This is a genomic window from Methylobacterium sp. Leaf111, from assembly GCF_001423285.1.
Taxonomy (GTDB): domain Bacteria; phylum Pseudomonadota; class Alphaproteobacteria; order Rhizobiales; family Beijerinckiaceae; genus Methylobacterium.
In genome coordinates, this window is the sequence record NZ_LMNE01000034.1 from 1 (window position 1) to 17,095 (window position 17,095).

General features: G+C 68.2%; 17 protein-coding genes, 1 tRNA gene and 1 riboswitch. Of the genes, 7 read left to right on the plus strand and 11 right to left on the minus strand.

Annotated elements, in window-relative coordinates; translation table 11 throughout:
- Nucleotides 1–35: 35 nt before the first annotated feature.
- A protein-coding gene (locus ASF41_RS15125) for an IS3 family transposase (RefSeq protein ID WP_156653327.1) occupies nt 36–1,240 on the minus strand; the annotation gives its coding sequence in 2 pieces (ribosomal slippage) (nt 36–961 and nt 961–1,240; 1,206 coding nt in all).
- A gap of 199 nt (nt 1,241–1,439) precedes the next feature.
- On the opposite strand from ASF41_RS15125, the gene ASF41_RS24010 reads away from it, so the two are divergent.
- Entirely contained in the window at nt 1,440–1,637 is a 198-nt protein-coding gene (locus ASF41_RS24010) for a hypothetical protein (protein WP_244479678.1), read from the plus strand.
- A 56-nt stretch (nt 1,638–1,693) separates the two neighbouring features.
- On the opposite strand, the gene ASF41_RS15130 is transcribed toward ASF41_RS24010, so the two are convergent.
- The 3 genes from ASF41_RS15130 to ASF41_RS15140 all read right to left on the minus strand — a co-directional run bounded on the left by ASF41_RS15130 (nt 1,694) and on the right by ASF41_RS15140 (nt 3,273).
- Nucleotides 1,694–1,779, minus strand: a tRNA-Leu gene (locus tag ASF41_RS15130).
- Nucleotides 1,780–1,816: 37 nt separating this feature from the next.
- Nucleotides 1,817–3,001 (minus strand): FAD-dependent monooxygenase, encoded by a 1,185-nt coding sequence (locus tag ASF41_RS15135; protein ID WP_056494585.1) that lies wholly within the window; start codon nt 2,999–3,001, stop codon nt 1,817–1,819.
- 17 nt (nt 3,002–3,018) lie between these two features.
- Entirely contained in the window at nt 3,019–3,273 is a 255-nt protein-coding gene (locus tag ASF41_RS15140) for a zinc-finger domain-containing protein (RefSeq protein WP_055956304.1), read from the minus strand.
- 213 nt (nt 3,274–3,486) lie between these two features.
- Here ASF41_RS15140 and map point away from each other — a divergent pair, with 213 nt between their 5' ends.
- From map to ASF41_RS15170, 6 genes are all read left to right on the plus strand, one after another.
- Entirely contained in the window at nt 3,487–4,317 is an 831-nt protein-coding gene (gene map / locus ASF41_RS15145; protein ID WP_056494589.1) for a type I methionyl aminopeptidase, read from the plus strand.
- A 10-nt stretch (nt 4,318–4,327) separates the two neighbouring features.
- On the plus strand, nt 4,328–5,041 hold the full coding sequence (gene radC / locus ASF41_RS15150; protein WP_056494592.1) for a DNA repair protein RadC: 714 nt from the start codon (nt 4,328–4,330) through the stop codon (nt 5,039–5,041).
- Nucleotides 5,042–5,143: 102 nt separating this feature from the next.
- A complete protein-coding gene (locus tag ASF41_RS15155; protein WP_056218853.1) occupies nt 5,144–6,583 on the plus strand; it encodes a circularly permuted type 2 ATP-grasp protein in 1,440 nt (479 codons plus the stop codon).
- Between the two features lie 128 nt (nt 6,584–6,711).
- Complete coding sequence (locus tag ASF41_RS15160; RefSeq protein WP_056494596.1) at nt 6,712–7,656, plus strand: alpha-E domain-containing protein; 945 nt, start codon at nt 6,712–6,714, stop codon at nt 7,654–7,656.
- A 37-nt stretch (nt 7,657–7,693) separates the two neighbouring features.
- Nucleotides 7,694–8,521: a transglutaminase family protein gene (locus ASF41_RS15165; RefSeq protein WP_056273412.1), complete on the plus strand. Its 828-nt coding sequence runs from the start codon at nt 7,694–7,696 to the stop codon at nt 8,519–8,521.
- A 31-nt stretch (nt 8,522–8,552) separates the two neighbouring features.
- On the plus strand, nt 8,553–9,305 hold the full coding sequence (locus ASF41_RS15170; RefSeq protein ID WP_056218845.1) for a hypothetical protein: 753 nt from the start codon (nt 8,553–8,555) through the stop codon (nt 9,303–9,305).
- Here the strand turns inward: ASF41_RS15170 and ASF41_RS15175 are convergent, their stop codons facing one another.
- From ASF41_RS15175 to rpoD, 7 genes are all read right to left on the minus strand, one after another.
- Entirely contained in the window at nt 9,306–10,379 is a 1,074-nt protein-coding gene (locus ASF41_RS15175) for a nitronate monooxygenase family protein (RefSeq protein WP_056494599.1), read from the minus strand.
- Between the two features lie 18 nt (nt 10,380–10,397).
- Nucleotides 10,398–11,054, minus strand: coding sequence for a thiamine phosphate synthase (locus ASF41_RS15180; RefSeq protein ID WP_056494602.1), 657 nt, complete (start codon nt 11,052–11,054; stop codon nt 10,398–10,400).
- Between the two features lie 40 nt (nt 11,055–11,094).
- The gene (locus ASF41_RS15185; protein ID WP_056494605.1) at nt 11,095–11,880 is read right to left on the minus strand and encodes a thiazole synthase; all 786 of its coding nucleotides are present in this window, start codon (nt 11,878–11,880) and stop codon (nt 11,095–11,097) included.
- A gap of 34 nt (nt 11,881–11,914) precedes the next feature.
- Nucleotides 11,915–12,127, minus strand: a complete 213-nt coding sequence (thiS, locus tag ASF41_RS15190; RefSeq protein ID WP_056218832.1) for a sulfur carrier protein ThiS — start codon at nt 12,125–12,127, stop codon at nt 11,915–11,917.
- The gene (gene thiO / locus ASF41_RS15195; RefSeq protein WP_407067295.1) at nt 12,124–13,329 is read right to left on the minus strand and encodes a glycine oxidase ThiO; all 1,206 of its coding nucleotides are present in this window, start codon (nt 13,327–13,329) and stop codon (nt 12,124–12,126) included. The genes thiS and thiO overlap by 4 nt, the downstream gene beginning before the upstream one ends.
- Before the next feature lie 77 nt (nt 13,330–13,406).
- Nucleotides 13,407–13,535, minus strand: a riboswitch (TPP riboswitch).
- Nucleotides 13,536–13,580: 45 nt separating this feature from the next.
- Complete coding sequence (locus ASF41_RS15200) at nt 13,581–14,828, minus strand: adenylate/guanylate cyclase domain-containing protein (protein WP_056218825.1); 1,248 nt, start codon at nt 14,826–14,828, stop codon at nt 13,581–13,583.
- A gap of 238 nt (nt 14,829–15,066) precedes the next feature.
- On the minus strand, nt 15,067–17,061 hold the full coding sequence (gene rpoD / locus ASF41_RS15205; RefSeq protein ID WP_056218821.1) for an RNA polymerase sigma factor RpoD: 1,995 nt from the start codon (nt 17,059–17,061) through the stop codon (nt 15,067–15,069).
- Nucleotides 17,062–17,095 lie beyond the last annotated feature (34 nt).

Here is a 17,095-nt window from a genome sequence, read left to right on the forward strand (position 1 = left end):
TGGGATTGCCCCGTTTCTGTGGACGGTTAGGGGGCTTAGCTGAGCCGGGTCTCAGGTGACGGGTGCGGCCGGGTCTCCTGCTCGTATACGACGGGCGAGCGGTATCCGAGCGCCGAGTGCCGGCGCAGCGGGTTATAGAAGCCCTCGATGTAGCTGAAGCAGGCCATTCGTGCCTCGGCCTGCGAACGGAAGCGGCGGCGGGCGAGCAACTTGCATTCGAGGGTCGAGAAGAAGCTCTCGGCCATGGYGTTGTCGTAGGCGTCGCCGACCGAACCCATCGAGGGTCGCACGCCCGCCTCCTGGCAGCGGCTGCCGAAGGCCAGCGACGTGTACTGCGATCCTTGGTCCGAGTGATGGATCACGTCGCGGGGCCTGCGCTGTGTCACGGCCATCTCCAAAGCGTCCAGAACCAACTCCGAACGCAGGTGATTGGCCATGGCCCAGCCGACGATCCGGCGGCTGAAGGCGTCAAGCACGATGCTGAGGTAGAGGAAGCCCGCAGCAGTCGGCACGTAGGTGATATCCGCTACCCAGAGCCGGTTCGGGGCAGCGGCGGCAAAGTTACGGTCGACCAGGTCGGGAGCCGGGCGCGCCTCTCGATCTCGCCGCGTCGTGACAGGGCCACCACGCCGATGACTGGCTCCGACAAGGCCAGCCTCGCGCATCAACCGGGCTATGCGTTTGCGAGAGTGCCGCTCGCCCTGTTCGCGCAGGTCGGCGTGGACGCGTGGCGCGCCATAAGTCTCGTGCGAGCCGAGATGGACGGTGCGGATTCGCTTGAGCAGGGCTGCGTCCGCTGTCCGACGCGCCGAGGGCTGCCGGCCAGCCCAGGCATAGTATCCCGCCTTCGACACGCCGAGCATGCGTGCCATGGCAGCGATCGGGAAGTCGGCCTGGTTCGCGTTCATGAACCGGAAGACCCCGACGGCAGAACCCCGGTCTCCCGAGCAAACCAGGCCGTCGCGCGAGAGAGGATATCGCGCTCCAGCTTCAGCTGCCGGTTCTCGCGCCGTAGCCGGACGAGTTCATCGCGCTCAACCGCTGTCAGGCCGGGGTCGGCAGGTGGTGGCTTCGCATCACGCCGTCCTTCGCTGCGGTCGGCCTCGGCCACCCAGTTGCGGATGGCCTGTGCGGAGGGCTCGAACTCGCGAGCCAGATCGTTCGGATCACGGCCGGCGCGGACCAACTCGACCATCTGTCGGCGGAACTCGGCGGGGTATGGGGGACGGCTCTTGGGCATCGGATAAACACCTCACGCGAAAGCGTTGTCGGTGTCCACCAAACCGGGGCAATCCCANCGGCGGAACTCGGCGGGGTATGGGGGACGGCTCTTGGGCATCGGATAAACACCTCACGCGAAAGCGTTGTCGGTGTCCACCAAACCGGGGCAATCCCACTTCCGCTACCACGATCTGCGACATACGTTCGCGTCATGGTGGGTGCAGGATGGAGGCGATCTTTATCGGCTCAGCCGCATCCTTGGCCATACGACGCTCCAGATGACTGCGCGATACGGCCACCTTCGAACCGACGATCTTCACGATGAGCTTGAGCCTGTCCATCGTAAGCGGACACAGGAGTACCAGACTGGGGCCCCTCGCTTGTCACTCATCCCAGAGGAGAAGCATCCCTTGTGATCCTCAAAGCCGTTGTCTTGAAACGGTTTAGCATCATCCAAGATGCTTCAGAGGGTTGGTGCGGACGGCGGGACTCGAACCCGCACAGCCAAAGGCCGCAAGATTTTAAGTCTCGTGCGTCTACCGGTTTCGCCACGTCCGCATGCCGGCATCAGCGGTAGCGGGGCGGCCTCCGCAGATCAAGGCGTCCAGCCGTAGAGCCAGGCGTAGCGACGGTTCATTCCGTCCGGCCCGAGGCGGCCCATCACGACATTACGGATCGTGCCGACGAGAGCCCCCGCATGATAGGTCCGGCCATTGGCACGGGCGGCCCGGCGAACGCGGCGCACCCGCGCACGCCGCACCGCATCGTAGCGGGCCAGGGCGGCACCGAGATCGGCGCCGTCCGCGCCCAGTTCCCTGGCGAGGATCGCCGCATCCTCGATGGCGAGGGCGGCCCCCTGTGCGAGAAAGGGCAGGATCGGATGGGCGGCATCCCCGATCAGGGCCAGCCGTCCGCGTGCCATCGGACGGGCGGCACCCCGATCCTCCAGCGACCAGACCAGCCAGGAATCCGGTACGGCCAGGAGGGCCGCGAGGGGCGGCGCCGCGTCGCGAAAGCGGGCGCGCAGCACGGCGGGCTCACCGAGTTGGCCCCAGCCCTCGCTGCCCTTCCGCTCCGGAATCACGGCGACGACGTTGACGTGCTGGCCACCCCGGATCGGGTAATGCACCACGTGGCGCGCCGGCCCAAGCCACAGGCCCGTGGCCTCGCCCGAAAGTTCGTTTGGCAGGGCTTCCCGCGGAACGATGGCCCGCCACGCCGCGGCACGCCCGGACCTCAGGTCCTTGCCGTCGAGGTGGCCGCGCAGGCGGGAGCGTACACCGTCGGCCCCGATAACGAGGTCGGCGGAAAACCGCTCGGTCCGCGTGCCCGTGCCGCTTTCCAGGGTCAGGTCGACACCGTCCGGTCGCTCCGCCAGACCGGTCACGTCCCGTCCCATCAGGAGGCGGATACCCGGCCGGCCGCGCACAGCGTCGAGGAGCAGGGTCTGCAGGTCGGCCCGGTGGATGACGTAGTAGGGCGCGCCGAAGCGCTCGCGCAGATGGGCTCCTAGAGCGACGCCGCCTATGACCGTCCCACTCGTCAGGGCCCGCACCACCACTGCCGGCGGCTCGCTCGCCGCGCGTCGCAGGGCGGCGCCGAGGCCGAGGCCGATCAACACTCGACTGGCATTCGGCGAGAGCTGGATCCCGGCCCCGACTTCGCTGAATCCGGTGCGGCGCTCGACGAGGGTGACGGCATGGCCGGCGGAATCGAGGGTGAGCGCAGCCGTCAGGCCGCCGATGCCCGCGCCGACGATGGCGATGTTCAGGGCCGGCACGGAGCCGCCTCGCCTGATCAGGCGGCGGCCGAGGTCCGGTCGTCCCAGACGCAGATCGCCGGATCGGCGTTGCCAGCGGCCAGGGTCGGCCGGTAGCGGAACAGCGTCGAGCAGTACTGGCAGATGGTCTCGTCGTCCGTGCCCATGTCGAGGAAGATGTGCGGATGATCGAAGGGGGGCTTGGCCCCGATGCACATGAACTCCTTGGACCCGACGTGAATGACCGCCACGCCGGGCTCGTTGTGGAAATGCGGGACCGCCTTGTCAGCCATCGCCTCGTCCTGCCTGCCAGCCCGCCGAAGCCTCGTCCTCGAGGAAGGATCGTGCTCGTGCGGGCATCCGTGTTGTCGGGGTCTGCCGGGACCCGTCTCTAGCCTCTCCCTCGGCGCAATCCTAGTGCGCAGCGCGCGAAGGGTTGGCCTCGCGCGCGCGTCACCGTACATAGGGGCAGGCCCCGCCCCGGTTCCCCTCCGCGAAACGTCCCCATGACCCAGAACGAACAGGCCATGTCCGAGAGCGGACGCCGCGCGCCCCAGCCGCCGATTCATGGACCGGAGGCCTTCGAGGGCATGCGCAAGGCCGGCCGTCTGACCGCGGAAGCCCTGGATCTGCTGATGGAGGTCACCGCTCCCGGCATCACGACGGACCATCTCGACAAGCTCGCCTACACCTTCGCCATGGACCACGGCGCCTATCCGGCCTCGCTGCTCTACCGCGGCTATCCGAAATCGATCTGCACCTCGATCAACCATGTGGTCTGCCACGGCATCCCGAACGACAAGCCCCTGCGCGAGGGCGACATCGTCAACCTCGACATCTGCCTCATCGTCGACGGATGGCACGGCGACTCGAGCCGGATGGCCTATGTCGGAGAGGTGCCGCGCAAAGCCCAGCGCCTGTGCGAGATCACCCACGAGTGCCTGATGCGCGGCATCGCGGCGATCAAGCCGGGGGGCTCCACCACGGATATCGGCCGGGCGATCCAGGCTTATGCCGAGGCGGAGCGCTGCTCCGTCGTGCGGGATTTCTGCGGCCACGGCCTCGGGCGCACCTACCACGATGCCCCAACCATCCTGCACTACGTCGAGCCGAGCTACGACGTGAAGTTCCAGCCCGGCCAGTTCTTCACCGTCGAGCCCATGATCAATCTCGGCCGGCCAGCGGTGAAGGTTCTCTCTGACGGCTGGACCGCGGTCACCCGCGACCGCTCACTCTCGGCGCAGTTCGAGCACACCGTGGCGGTGACGGAGACGGGGGCGGAAATCTTCACCCTCTCGCTCAAGGGTCTGCACCAGCCCGCGCCGACCGCCGGTTGATTTCGGGCTCATGACCACCCGGCCGCCGGCCGCGCCCGACCCGTCGGACGGCGAGCCGCATTACCTCGGCCATCGCGACCGCCTGCGCGCCCGGTTCGCCCAGGGTGGGGCTGAGGCCCTTCCGGATTACGAGCTTCTCGAACTCGCCCTGTTCCGGGCCATTCCCCGCCGGGACGTGAAGCCCCTGGCCAAGGCCCTGATCCGACGCTTCGGCAGCTTTGCCGAGGTGGTGAGCGCTGAGCCGGCGCGACTTGCTGAAATTGAAGGCATCGGCCCCGGGGTCATCGCCGACCTGAAGCTCATCGAAGCGGCAGGGCATCGGCTGGCGCGCGGGGCGATCGCCGACCGCCCTCTGCTCTCGTCGTGGAGCGCCGTGCTGGAATATTGCCGCGCCACCATGGCTTTCGCGGCGCGCGAGCAGTTCCGCGTGCTGTTCCTCGACCGGCGCAACCACCTGATCGCCGACGAGGTCCAGGGGCGGGGAACCGTCGACCACACGCCAGTCTATCCGCGCGAGGTGGCGCGCCCTGCCCTCGAGCTCTCGGCCACCGCCATCATCCTGGCACATAACCATCCCTCGGGCGACCCCACTCCCTCGGCCGTCGACATCCGGATGACCCGCGAGCTCATCGGGGTGCTAGACCCCCTCGGCATCCTGATCCACGATCACATCATCCTGGGTCGGGAGGGTCACGCCAGCTTCAAGGGCTTGAAGTTGATCTGAACGTGCTACCCTACACGCAAGGGCGGTGGGCGCGGACTCCGATCCCAGGTTGCTGGCGCGCCTCTTGCCTAGACAAGAACGGTGTTCAAGGGGGAGACGCGAATGGCGCTCGCTGCATTCGACGAGATGACCGGGCTGCCCGATGGGGCGCTGAGCAACCCCGCCGTGCGCGAAGCCTACGACAGCCTGAAGCACTGGCTCGACACCACGCCGCCCGAGCATTTCAACACCCGCCGCAGCCAGGCCGAGATGCTGTTCCGGCGCATCGGCATCACTTTCGCGGTCTACGGCGCGAACGAGTCCACCGAACGGCTGATACCCTTCGACATAATCCCGCGGGTCATCACGAAGCCCGAATGGGGTTTCCTGGAGCGAGGCCTCAAGCAGCGCGTCACCGCCATCAACGCCTTCCTGAAGGACATCTACGGGGCGCAGGAATGCATCAAGGCCGGCGTGATCCCGGCCGACCTCGTCTACCGCAACCCGCATTACCGCATGGAAATGCGCGCTTTCCGGGTGCCGCACGACCTCTACGTCCACATCGCCGGCATCGACATCGTCCGCACCGGGGAGAACGACTTCTTCGTGCTGGAGGACAATGCCCGGACCCCGTCCGGCGTCTCCTACATGCTCGAGAACCGCGAGGTCATGCTGCGGCTGTTCCCGGAGCTGTTCTCCCGCCACCGCGTCGCACCGGTGGAGAACTATCCCGACGCCCTGCTGGCGACCCTGCGCAGCCTCGCGCCGTCCACGGCGACCCGCGACCCCACCGTCGCGCTGCTGACGCCGGGTCGTTACAACTCGGCCTTCTACGAACACTCGTTCCTGGCCGACAAGCTCGGCGTCGACCTCGTCGAGGCCTCCGACCTCTTCACCAAGGACGACGTCGTCTACATGCGGACGACCGAGGGGCCCCGCCGGGTCGACGTGCTGTACCGCCGTCTCGACGACGATTTCCTCGATCCGCTAGTCTTCCGCCCGGACTCGGTGCTTGGAGTCCCCGGCATCATGAACGCCTACGAGCGCGGGACCGTGACCCTGGCCAACGCCGTCGGCACCGGCATTGCCGACGACAAGGCGGTCTACAGCTACATGCCGGAGATCGTGAAGTTCTTCACCGGCGAGGAGCCGATCTTGCACAACGTGCCGACCTACCGCTGCCGCGAGAAAGAGGCTTTCGCCTATGTGATGGACAATCTCAGCGAGCTCGTGGTGAAGGAGGTCAACGGCTCCGGCGGCTACGGCATGCTGGTCGGCCCACACGCCACCAAGCGCGAGATCGAGGAGTTCGGACGCAAGCTGAAGCATGCGCCGGACGGCTTCATCGCCCAGCCGACCTTGGCCCTCTCCACCTGCCCGACGTTCGTCGCATCCGGGGTCGCACCCCGGCACGTGGATCTGCGCCCCTTCGTGCTGTGCGGCTCGGACGAGATCCGCATCGTCCCCGGCGGCCTCACCCGGGTCGCCCTGAAGGAGGGGTCGCTCGTCGTAAATTCAAGCCAGGGCGGCGGCACCAAGGACACCTGGGTCCTCGACGCCTGAGCCATCGCGCGGCATCCGGCGGGGCCTTCCGTCCCGGGTGCCTTTCCAAGTCCGTGCCGGCTCCGGCATAGTCCTTTTCGCCCTGCGGCCTGCGTTTCCGACGCCAGCCAACGTCCCGATGGAACCCCATGCTGTCCCGGACCGCCGACAACCTGTACTGGCTCTCGCGCTACGCCGAGCGAGCGGAGTTCGTCGCCCGCATCCTCGATGCCGCCCTGCGCCTGGCCGCCCTGCCGTCAAGCTACGGCGGCGGCGAGACCAACGAGTGGGCCTCCGCCCTGGCCTCGGCGGGTGATCCGGACGTGTTCAAGCCGCTCTACGCCAGCGTCACGGAAGCGACCGTCTGCGATTTTCTTGCCTTCAGCCCGCACAATCCTTCCTCGATCCGCTCCTGCATCGAGACCGCGCGCGAGAATGCCCGCAGCGTCCGCACGGCGCTGACCACCGAAATGTGGGACGCCATCAACGGCGCCTGGCTCGAACTGCGCAACTACGAGGGACGCGACCTCAACCGCGACGAGTTCACCCGCTTCCTGGACTGGGTGAAGAGCGTCTCCCTCGCCTTCGACGGTTCGGCCTACCGCACGATGCTGCGCAACGACGCCTACTGGTTTACACGCCTCGGAACGGCGATCGAACGGGCGGACAACACCGCCCGCATCCTGGACGTGAAGTACCGCATCCTGCTCCCCGCCACGGAGAAGATCGGCGGCAGCCTCGATTATTTCCAGTGGACCACGATCCTGCGCGAGGTCTCGGCCTTCAACGCCTATCACTGGGTCTACCGCGAGAGCGTGAAGCCACTCCTGGTGGCCGATCTTCTCATCCTGAACCGGCAGATGCCGCGCTCCTTCACCAACTGCTACGGCATGCTGGTGGAGCACCTCGACCTCATCGCCGACGCCTACGGGCGGCGCGGCGCGAGCCAGCGCCTGGCCAGCAATACCCTGGCACGCCTGGAAGGCGAGAACATCAACCGCATCTTCTCATCCGGCCTACATGAGTTCGTGACGGAGTTCATCGTCGAGAACAATCGCCTCGGCGCAGCGGTCATCGAGCAATATCTGGTATAGGGCCGGCCCCGGCCCGACGCCGCGCAAAGGTCGCCGCATGCGAATCCGCGTCTTCCACGAGACCAACTATACCTATGAGCAGCCCGCCCGCGGGCTGATTCAGGTCCTGCGTCTGCGTCCTCGCGACCATGACGGCCAGTATGTCCGGCGCTGGCGCATCGAGCCCTCCGTCGACGGCCGCGTGAGCGAGCGCGAGGATGGCTTCGGCAACGTGGTGCACTGGTTCACGGCGGACGAGCCGGCCGAGGCCCTGTCGATCCGGGTCACCGGAGAGGTCGACACCCTGGAGATGCACGGCATCGTGCGCGGCACCATCGAGCGCCTGCCGGACGTGTTCTACCTGCGGGATTCGGATCTCGCCCTGGCCAACGACGCCATTCAGGCCTTCGCCCAGGAGATCGCGGCGGCCGGCGACCCGGCCCCCCTACCGTGTCTGCACCGGCTGCTCGCCGCCGTGCACCAGCGGGTCACCTTCGTCCCCGGCCCGGCCAGCGCCAGCACGAACGCCGCGCAGGCCTTCGTCCAGGAGAAGGGCGTCTGCCAGGACATCACCCATCTCTTCATCGCGGCGGCCCGCCACCTCGAGATTCCCACCCGCTACGTCTCGGGCTACTACCATCACGCCGACCGGGATGCGGATCAAGGCTCGGGCCATGCCTGGGCCGAATCGCTGGTGCCGGGGCTCGGCTGGATCGGCTTCGACGCCGCCCACGGTATCGCCACCACCGAGGCGCATATCCGCGTGGCTGTCGCCCTCGACTATCTCGGGGCGGCTCCGATTCGCGGCAGCCGCATGGGCGGCGGGACAGAAACACTCGACGTGACGCTTCGCGTCGAGCAAGCACAGGCTTCCGTCCAGTCCTGATCGCGGATGGACGCGCGAGAAAGACCGCTCCATGACCTACTGCGTCGGTGTCCTCGTCGAGGAGGGGCTGGTGATGATCGCCGATACCCGGACCAATGCCGGGCTCGACGACATCTCGACCTACCGCAAGCTCCACCACTTCAACGTGCCGGGCGAGCGCGTGATGATGCTGGCCTCCGCCGGAAATCTCTCGATCACCCAGTCGGTCCTCAGCCTTCTGGCCGAGGGAGTCGAGGGCGATGCCGGCGAGCCGAAGATGAAGCTCGTCGAGGCGCCGACGATGTTCCAGGCAGCCCAGCTCGTGGGCCGCGCCATTCGGCGAGTCCGCGAGATCGAGAAGGCGGGGTTCGAGGCGGCCAACCTGCGCTTCTCGGTCTCGCTGTTGTTCGGCGGACAGATCGGCTCCGACCCGATGAAGCTCTACCTGATCTACTCGGCCGGCAACTTCATCGAGTGCAGCGGCGACGCGCCCTTTCTGCAGATCGGGGAACACAAGTACGGTAAGCCGATCCTGGACCGGGCGGTGAAGTACGAGACCGACCTCTACGACGCCCTCAAGGTCGGCCTCGTCTCGATGGATTCGACGATGCGCTCGAACCTTGGCGTCGGCCTGCCCATCGACATCGCGGTCGCCCGTCGCAACGCCCTCGACCTCGAGGTAAACCACCGGATCGAAGCCGGCGAGAGCTACTTCCACGATCTGCGGGAGCGCTGGTCGGCGGCGCTGCGTGCCGCCCATCGGGCGATCCCCCGGCCGCCCTACGGCCCGGCCACGGCGAAGTGATCACGCCCTCGCGCGGCCGAGGAGCCTGAGCGCGCCCTCCGCGAGCTCAACGGTCAGGCGACCCGCCTCAGTCTCGCGGGCAAGGGGCGCCCCCTGCCCGGCCCAGAGGGGCGAGAAGTCGCCGGAGCCGCGTCGCTCGGCCTCGATCCGCAGGGGCTGGAGCCCGATGGCGGCGGTGGGGAAGACCGGCACCTCCGCGTGCCAGGGCCCGAGTTCGCGCATGACGCGGTTCACGAGTCCCCGGGCCGGCTTGCCCGTCAGGACGTTGGTGATCGTGGTGTCCTCGTCGCGGGCGCGGCGCAGGGCCTCCTGGTGCGGCCCCGAGAGACCGGCCTCGGTGCAGCGCAGGTAGGCCGTTCCCAGCTGAACGGCGGAGGCGCCCAGCATGAAGGCGGCGGCGATCCCGCGGACATCGGCGATGCCCCCGGCCGCGATGACGGGCACGTCCACCGCGTCGACCACCTGGGGCACCAGAGCCATCGTGCCGACCTGCGTCGCGGGATCGCCGCCGAGGAACAGGCCGCGATGCCCGCCGGCCTCCGCTCCCTGCGCGATGATCGCATCGACCCCGCGCTCGGCGAGCCAGCGCGCTTCGCGCACCGTGGTTGCGGACGAGAGAATGATGCAGCCGAACGCCCGGACGCGGTCGAGGAGCGCCGCTTCCGGCAGGCCGAAATGGAAGCTGACCACCGCCGGCCGGACGTCGGCGACGGCCGCGAGCATCGCAGCGTCGAAGGGCGACCGCTGTGCCATGACGATCAGAGCCGACGGATCAAGGCCGAGTTCCGCATAGTAGGGCGCGAGCCGGCTGCGCCAGGCGGACTCGCGCGCTGCATCCGGCACGTCCGGCACGTGACAGAAGAAGTTCAGGTTGAACGGCGCGTCCGTTCGCGCCCGAATCGCCGCCGCCTCGTTGCGTACCGTGTCCGGGTTCATCGCCGCGCAGGCGAGGGAGCCGAGGCCCCCGGCCGCGCTGACGCTGGCGGCAAGGGCCGGCTTCGGTCCGATCATCGGCGCCTGGATGATCGGATGCTGCACCGTTACGCGCTCGAGAAAGCGGTTCTTTCCCCACATGCGCGGCCTCCTTGCCTGTCACCGCTCGTCGGATGTCGCGCCGAGGCGGGCGAGATAGGCGCGCGCCTCGGCCACCGGGTCCGCGCCGTGCATCAGCGCGCCCATCACCGCGACGCCGGCAGCGCCCGCAGCGCGGCACGCGTCCACGCTGTCGACCGTGATTCCCCCGAGGGCGATGACCGGTATGCCGAACCCGGCGGCGGTTTCCAGGGCCGCCGCTCCGAGGGCGGGACCGTAGCCGGGCTTGCTCTGCGTCGGAAAGATCGGGCTGAGGGTAGCGTAGTCGGCGCCGGACCGCGCGGCCACCGCGATCTCCTCCAGTGTGTGCGCCGAAACCCCGATGCGACCGCCGGATAGGCGCCGGCGGGCTTCGGCGATCTCGGCCGAGGTGGTTCCACCGGGCAGATGGACTCCGTCGGCCCCGAGCTCGGCGGCGAGCGCCACATCGGCGCCGATGGTCAGTGAACCGCCCTCGGCCTGAACCAGGCGCGCGATATCCCGGGCGAGCGCGCGCCGTGCATCTGGCGCCAGGTCGCGCTCCCGAAACCAGACCCAGCGGGCGCCGGCCCGCAGGAGGCGTTCGAGGGTGGCGCGGAGGTTCCGGACGGCGACCTCCGGTACGTCGGTCGCCGACCTGTCCGTCACCACCAGCAGCCGCGCGGGCAGGCCGCTCATCGCCGTGCGCCGGTAGCGGGCGCGTCGGACGCAACCCAGCTCACGAGCCCACGAGACCGAGTTGCGGGCTCGACGGCTCGGCCCGGCCCCGCTTCGGGATGCGGCCGGCAAGATACGCGTCGCGGCCGGCCTGGACGGCGTTGCGCATGGCACGAGCCATCCGCACGGGATCGTCGGCTTTGGCGACCGCGGTGTTGAGGAGGCAGCCGGCGGCGCCGAGCTCCATGGCGATGACCGCGTCGGAGGCGGTGCCAATGCCGGCATCGACGATCACCGGCACCGGCGAGCGCCGACAGATCAGCTCCAGGTTGGCCGGGTTGGCCACACCCATGCCGGAGCCGATCAGCGAGCCCATGGGCATCACGGCGGCGCAGCCGAGATCGGTGAGACGCTGGCAGACCACCGGATCGTCGTTGCAATAGGGCAGCACGGTGAAGCCGTCGTCGACGAGGTGGCGGCAGGCCTCCAGCAGCTCGGCCACGTCGGGATACAGCGTTTCGCGATCGCCGATGACCTCGACCTTGATCCAGTTCGTGTCGAGGGCCTCGCGGGCGAGTTCGGCGGTCATGATCGCGTCGCGCGCCGTCTCGCAGCCGGCGGTGTTGGGCAGGAAGCGGTGCCCCTTGAGCCGGCGCAGCGTATCCGAGCCGTGCCCCTGGAGCGAAACCCGCCGGATCGAGGCCGTGACCACCTCGGCGCCGGAGGCCGCCACCGCATCGAACAGAATGCTCTGGGTGGGGTAGCCGGCGGTACCGATGAAAAGACGCGAGCCCAGGCTCACACCGCCGATCACCAGCGAGTCAGTGTCGTTCGCGATCTCGGTCATTCCCACCTTCCTGTCATGATGTCTCCCCTTTCGATCATCCGCCCTGCATCGCGCGGACGATCTCGACGCGGTCGCCGTCGCTGAGGGCGGTGAGCGCCCAGTCCCGGCGGCGAACCACGGACCCGTTGAGCGCGATGGCGATGCCCTGAGGGCTCTCGATGCCGGTCTCCTCGGCCTCCTCCCGGAACAGGGCGTCGAGGTCGGCAGCCGTGCTCTCGCGGGCCTCTCCGTTGACCGTGAGCTTCATGCGAACACCCTCTGCGGTGCCGACGCGAAGCGGGCTCGACCAAAATCCCGGGCGTAATCCGGCAGCGTTCCCTCGGCGACCAGGGCCGCGACCGCATCGGCGGTGGCGGGGGCCAGCAGGTAGCCATTGCGGTGATGACCGGTGGCGACGACGAGGCCGGGCGCCAGGGCATCGATGATCGGCGCATCGTCGTCCGAGGTCGGCCGGAAGCCGCTCCAGATCGCCTCCACTGCCATCTCCTCGATGCCGGGCAGGACGCGGCGGGCGCCCTCCAGCAGGGCGTAGAGGCCGCCGGCCGTGACGCCGGGGACGAAGCCGCAATCCTCCACCGTCGCGCCGACGATGAGATGGCCGTCGCTCTTCGGCGCCATGTGAACCTGCTCGGTCCAGACCATGTGGGCGAGGGTGCCGGTGCGGGCGGTGGTCCGCAAGGCGAGGGACTGGCCGCGCAGGGGCCGGACCGGCAGGGCGAGATGATCGGGCAGGAGTCCCGTCTCCCCACTCCAGGCGCCGGAGGCGAGCACGACGGTGTCGGCCCGGCTGATGCCCTGGGCCGTACGGACGCCAGTGACCCGGTCGGCACTCCAATCCAGCGCCTCGACCGCGCAGCCCTCCACGATGGCGACTCCTGCGGCGAGGCAGGCCCGCACGAGGGCGGCCATTACCCGGCTCGGATCGACCTGATGGTCGTGCGGGCAGTACAGGCCGGCGGTGACGGCGGGGCGCAGGCGCGGCTCGCGGGCCCGGGCCTCGGGACCGGTCAGCCAGCGAGCGTCGAGGCCGGAGCGCTTCTGCAGATCGTGCCGGAAGCGCAGGCGCTCGACCTCGTCGCGGCCGATGGCCAGCACCAGGGTGCCCTCCTCTCGGTAGTCGATGTCGAGGCCGGCCGCGGCCTGAAGGGCATCGCGGAAACCCGGCCAGCGCGACAGGCTCTCCAGGGCCAGGGGCAGCAGCGGGTCGGAGCCGGGCTCGTGCTCGGCAGCGGGAGCCAGCATACCGGTGGCGGCGAGGCTCGCCCCGGCGCCGACGGTGTCGCGCTCCACCACGGTCACCGATCGCCCGGCCTGCGTCAGGCGCCAAGCGATCGACAGCCCGATCAGGCCGGCGCCGACGACGACCACGTCACTGCGTGCCGGGGCAACGGCGGCCGGCGGCGCAACGCCATGCGTCCGTCGCAGGTTGAGGAAGGCGTTCGGGGTCACGTCCAACACAATCTCCGCAACAGGCGTCGAGATTGGTGGGGCTGCAGCTTCGCGTCGTGAAGCGTGCCGGGCTCGAGGAGAAACCCGCGGTCCAATCCCTACGCCGGTATGAACCGGGTCAGGTTCGAAGGATTTCCGCGCCGCCATCCGCGAGCGGACGGCCATCGGTTTCTCAGCCCCTTGCCGGGGATCTCCCTGGAACACCCCTGATGTGGGCCGTCCGCGCATCGGGGTCAATCCCCGAGCGGGTCTCAGGCAGCGGGCGGGCGCGCCGGCCGATAGACACCCATGGGTTCGGCGAACCCATCGAGCGCATGTTCGCCGAGAGGCTCCGGCATGTCCCAGAGGAAGTCGACGAAGGGCTTCGTCATCAGGATCGGTTCGCCCAGCGTCCGGTTCAGCCGGGCGACGCGGCTCGCCAGGTTCACGTCGCGTCCAATCACAGTGAAGTCCAGTCGGGCGCCGGAGCCGACATTGCCGTAGGCAGCCTCGCCGTGATGTAGGGCGATGCCGGCGGCCACAGGATTGGCGAAGCGGCCGAGCGCATTAGCCTCCGCGAGGGCCGCCATGGCGCTCTGCGAGGCGGTGAGCGCCCCCTTGGCGGCACCGCCCAAATCGTCTCCGGGCTCACGAAAAATCGCCAGCAGGCCGTCGCCGAGATATTTCAGGACCTCGCCGCCCTCGCGCTCGATGGCCGGCACCAGGCAGTCGAAGAAGATGTTCAGGAGGTCGACAGCCTCTTCCGGCGTCATGTCGGCGGAGATGCGCGTGTAATCGCGCATGTCGGCAAACAGGATCGCCGAGCGGATGCGCTGGACGTGACCGCGACGGATGGAGCCGCCGAGGATCGCCTTGTGCGGCTCGTCGCCGACATAGATCCGCAGGACGTGATCCAGCTGCTTGTTGACGCTGCGCATCTCCATGACCGCCGCCAGTGTCGGCATGACGAAGCGGAGAATCGCCACGTCCTCGTCGCGGAACCCCGCTTCGGATCGGGTGGCGAAGGAGATGCCGTTGCGCGTGCCGTTGGTGAAGAACAGCGGCGCGACGATGTAGTGCCGGTAGCCCTCGGCCTTCAGGTCCGGAATGACAGCGAAGGCCTCATCCGGGGTCTCGGCGAGATCGAGGATCAGCCACGCGCCGGTTTCGTGAACACGGAAGAACGGGCTTGCCCGATAGGCCTTGTCCGACGCTTCCCCATGCGGGAACAGACGGACCGTGGAGCCCGTCTCGCGGGTCCAGAACCGCCCGACGCCGGAATACTCGGAATGCAGGGCGTCGATGGCCGTGGTGGCGCGGTCCACCGGCACATCCAGCGCGATCAGGCGTTCGGCGAGGCCGGAGAGCAGGTCTTCCGCTTTCGGCATGCGGGCCCCCTCGCTCAGCAGCCAGTCGCGCAGGGCCACGCATTGCTGGAGGGCGCCGAAGGGGACGTCGGCCGCCTCCGAGCCATCGGCTTCGGCGGTGGGGGAAGGCTGGGGCGGGCCTTGATCGAGCATATGGCCAAGGTGGGTTGGAAGATGGCTTCCGGCAACGGCCACCGCTCTGGTTTCGTGCGTATCGTGCCGGCGTCACCGCTTCAACAGTGCAGACTGGGCCGGACGCCGGAGCCGACGCCGTTCGGCGCGCTTCATGCGCATCGATGGCCGGGAAGTCGAAACGAAAGAGCCGACCCCGAGAGGAGCCGGCTCATTCGCAGGGGTCGTTGGCCGGGGCGAGCCGGCGCAAACGAAGATGTCAGTTGTCGAGGAAGCTGCGCAGCTTGCGCGAGCGGCTCGGGTGCTTGAGCTTGCGCAGAGCCTTCGCCTCGATCTGACGGATGCGCTCGCGGGTTACCGAGAACTGCTGGCCGACCTCCTCGAGGGTGTGGTCGGTGTTCATGCCGATGCCGAAACGCATGCGCAGCACCCGCTCCTCGCGGGGCGTGAGCGAGGCGAGCACGCGCGTCGTGGTCTCCCGCAAGTTGGATTGGATCGCCGCGTCGATGGGCAGGACGACGTTCTTGTCCTCGATGAAGTCGCCGAGGTGGCTGTCCTCCTCGTCGCCGATCGGAGTCTCGAGCGAGATCGGCTCCTTGGCGATCTTGAGAACCTTGCGCACCTTCTCCAGCGGCATGGCCAGCTTTTCAGCCAGTTCCTCCGGGGTCGGCTCGCGACCGATCTCGTGCAGCATCTGGCGCGAGGTCCGGACGATCTTATTGATCGTCTCGATCATGTGCACCGGGATGCGGATGGTGCGGGCCTGATCGGCGATCGAGCGGGTGATCGCCTGCCTGATCCACCAGGTGGCGTAAGTCGAGAACTTGTAGCCACGCCGGTACTCGAACTTGTCGACGGCCTTCATCAGGCCGATGTTGCCCTCCTGGATCAGATCCAGGAACTGCAGGCCGCGATTGGTGTACTTCTTGGCGATGGAGATCACCAGGCGCAGGTTGGCCTCGATCATCTCCTTCTTGGCCTGGCGGGCTTCGCGTTCGCCCTTCTGGACCATGTTAACGATCTTGCGATACTCGCCGATCTCGAGGCCCGTCTCCGACGCGAGGGTCAGGATCTGCTCGCGCAGCCGGGCGACCTCGCTCGATCCCTTTTCGACGAGGTTCTTCCAGCCACGGCCGCCGAGGCTGCCGACGCGCTCCATCCAGTTCGGGTCGAGCTCCCAGCCCTGGTAGTGGCGCAGGAACTCGTCGCGGGCGACGCCGTGGCTCTCGGCGTAGCGCATCAGGCGGCCCTCATGGGAGATGAGACGCTTGTTGATGTCGTAGAGCTGCTCGACCAGGGCCTCGATGCGGTTGGCATTGAGGGAGAGCGACTTCACGTCGGTGACGACGGCGTCCTTGAGCTCCTCCTGCTTGCGCTCCTGCGCATCGGTGCGGGTGCCGCCCGAGGCCTTGAGCTCGGCGTGCTCGATCTGCAGCTTGCGCAGCTTGCGATAATTGTTCGCTATGTTGTCGAACGTCTCGAGGACGCGCGGCTTGATCTCCGTCTCCATGGCCGCCAGGGAGACGTTGTTCTCCATGTCATCCTCGTCGTCGCCCTCGGGCGGCGTCGGCGCGTCGCCCTCGGCGTCCTCGCTCTCCTCCGTGCCGTCGGCGATCTGCATCGCGTTCTTGGCGTCGGGGCCCGCATAGGTCGCTTCGAGGTCGATGATCTCGCGCAGGAGCACCCGGCCGTCGACGAGTTCGTCGCGCCAGATGATGATGGCCTGGAAGGTCAGCGGGCTCTCGCAGAGCCCGGCGATCATCGCCTCACGACCGGCCTCGATGCGCTTGGCGATGGCGATCTCGCCCTCGCGGGACAGGAGCTCCACGGAGCCCATCTCGCGCAAGTACATGCGCACAGGATCGTCCGTGCGGTCGGTGGGCTCCTTGGTCGTCTCGGCGCGCAGGGCGACGGGCTTGGTGGGGGCGATCTCAGCGACCTCGGTCCCCTCCGCCCCGTCCTCGTCGTCGGCCTCGCCGTTGCCCTTGGCCTCCGTCGTCTCCTCGGTCTCCTCCGCCTCGACGACGTTGATGCCCATCTCCGAGAGCTGCGACAGCACGTCCTCGATCTGGTCGGGGTCGGACTGACCGTCGGGCAGAACCTCGTTGATCTCCTCGTAGGTGATGTAGCCGCGCTTCTTGGCGAGCTTCACCATCCGCTTGACGGAGGCATCCGTCAGATCGAGGAGCGGCCCGTCGGTCTGTTGCTCCGGAGCAGCATCCGTCTCGTCCCGTTCCGTTGCCTTCGTCGCCATGGTCCGCCTATGGTTGTCGTGTCAGCATCGCGCG

Excerpts from the sequence above, each read along its gene's own strand:
- ASF41_RS15140 (WP_055956304.1), bottom strand. The coding sequence starts at position 3,273 with ATGGCTGACAAGGCGGTCCCGCATTTCCACAACGAGCCCGGCGTGGCG.
- map (WP_056494589.1), top strand. The coding sequence starts at position 3,487 with ATGACCCAGAACGAACAGGCCATGTCCGAGAGCGGACGCCGCGCGCCC.
- radC (WP_056494592.1), top strand. The coding sequence starts at position 4,328 with ATGACCACCCGGCCGCCGGCCGCGCCCGACCCGTCGGACGGCGAGCCG.
- ASF41_RS15155 (WP_056218853.1), top strand. The coding sequence starts at position 5,144 with ATGGCGCTCGCTGCATTCGACGAGATGACCGGGCTGCCCGATGGGGCG.
- ASF41_RS15160 (WP_056494596.1), top strand. The coding sequence starts at position 6,712 with ATGCTGTCCCGGACCGCCGACAACCTGTACTGGCTCTCGCGCTACGCC.
- ASF41_RS15165 (WP_056273412.1), top strand. The coding sequence starts at position 7,694 with ATGCGAATCCGCGTCTTCCACGAGACCAACTATACCTATGAGCAGCCC.
- ASF41_RS15170 (WP_056218845.1), top strand. The coding sequence starts at position 8,553 with ATGACCTACTGCGTCGGTGTCCTCGTCGAGGAGGGGCTGGTGATGATC.
- ASF41_RS15175 (WP_056494599.1), bottom strand. The coding sequence starts at position 10,379 with ATGTGGGGAAAGAACCGCTTTCTCGAGCGCGTAACGGTGCAGCATCCG.
- ASF41_RS15180 (WP_056494602.1), bottom strand. The coding sequence starts at position 11,054 with ATGAGCGGCCTGCCCGCGCGGCTGCTGGTGGTGACGGACAGGTCGGCG.
- ASF41_RS15185 (WP_056494605.1), bottom strand. The coding sequence starts at position 11,880 with ATGACCGAGATCGCGAACGACACTGACTCGCTGGTGATCGGCGGTGTG.
- thiS (WP_056218832.1), bottom strand. The coding sequence starts at position 12,127 with ATGAAGCTCACGGTCAACGGAGAGGCCCGCGAGAGCACGGCTGCCGAC.
- ASF41_RS15200 (WP_056218825.1), bottom strand. The coding sequence starts at position 14,828 with ATGCTCGATCAAGGCCCGCCCCAGCCTTCCCCCACCGCCGAAGCCGAT.
- rpoD (WP_056218821.1), bottom strand. The coding sequence starts at position 17,061 with ATGGCGACGAAGGCAACGGAACGGGACGAGACGGATGCTGCTCCGGAG.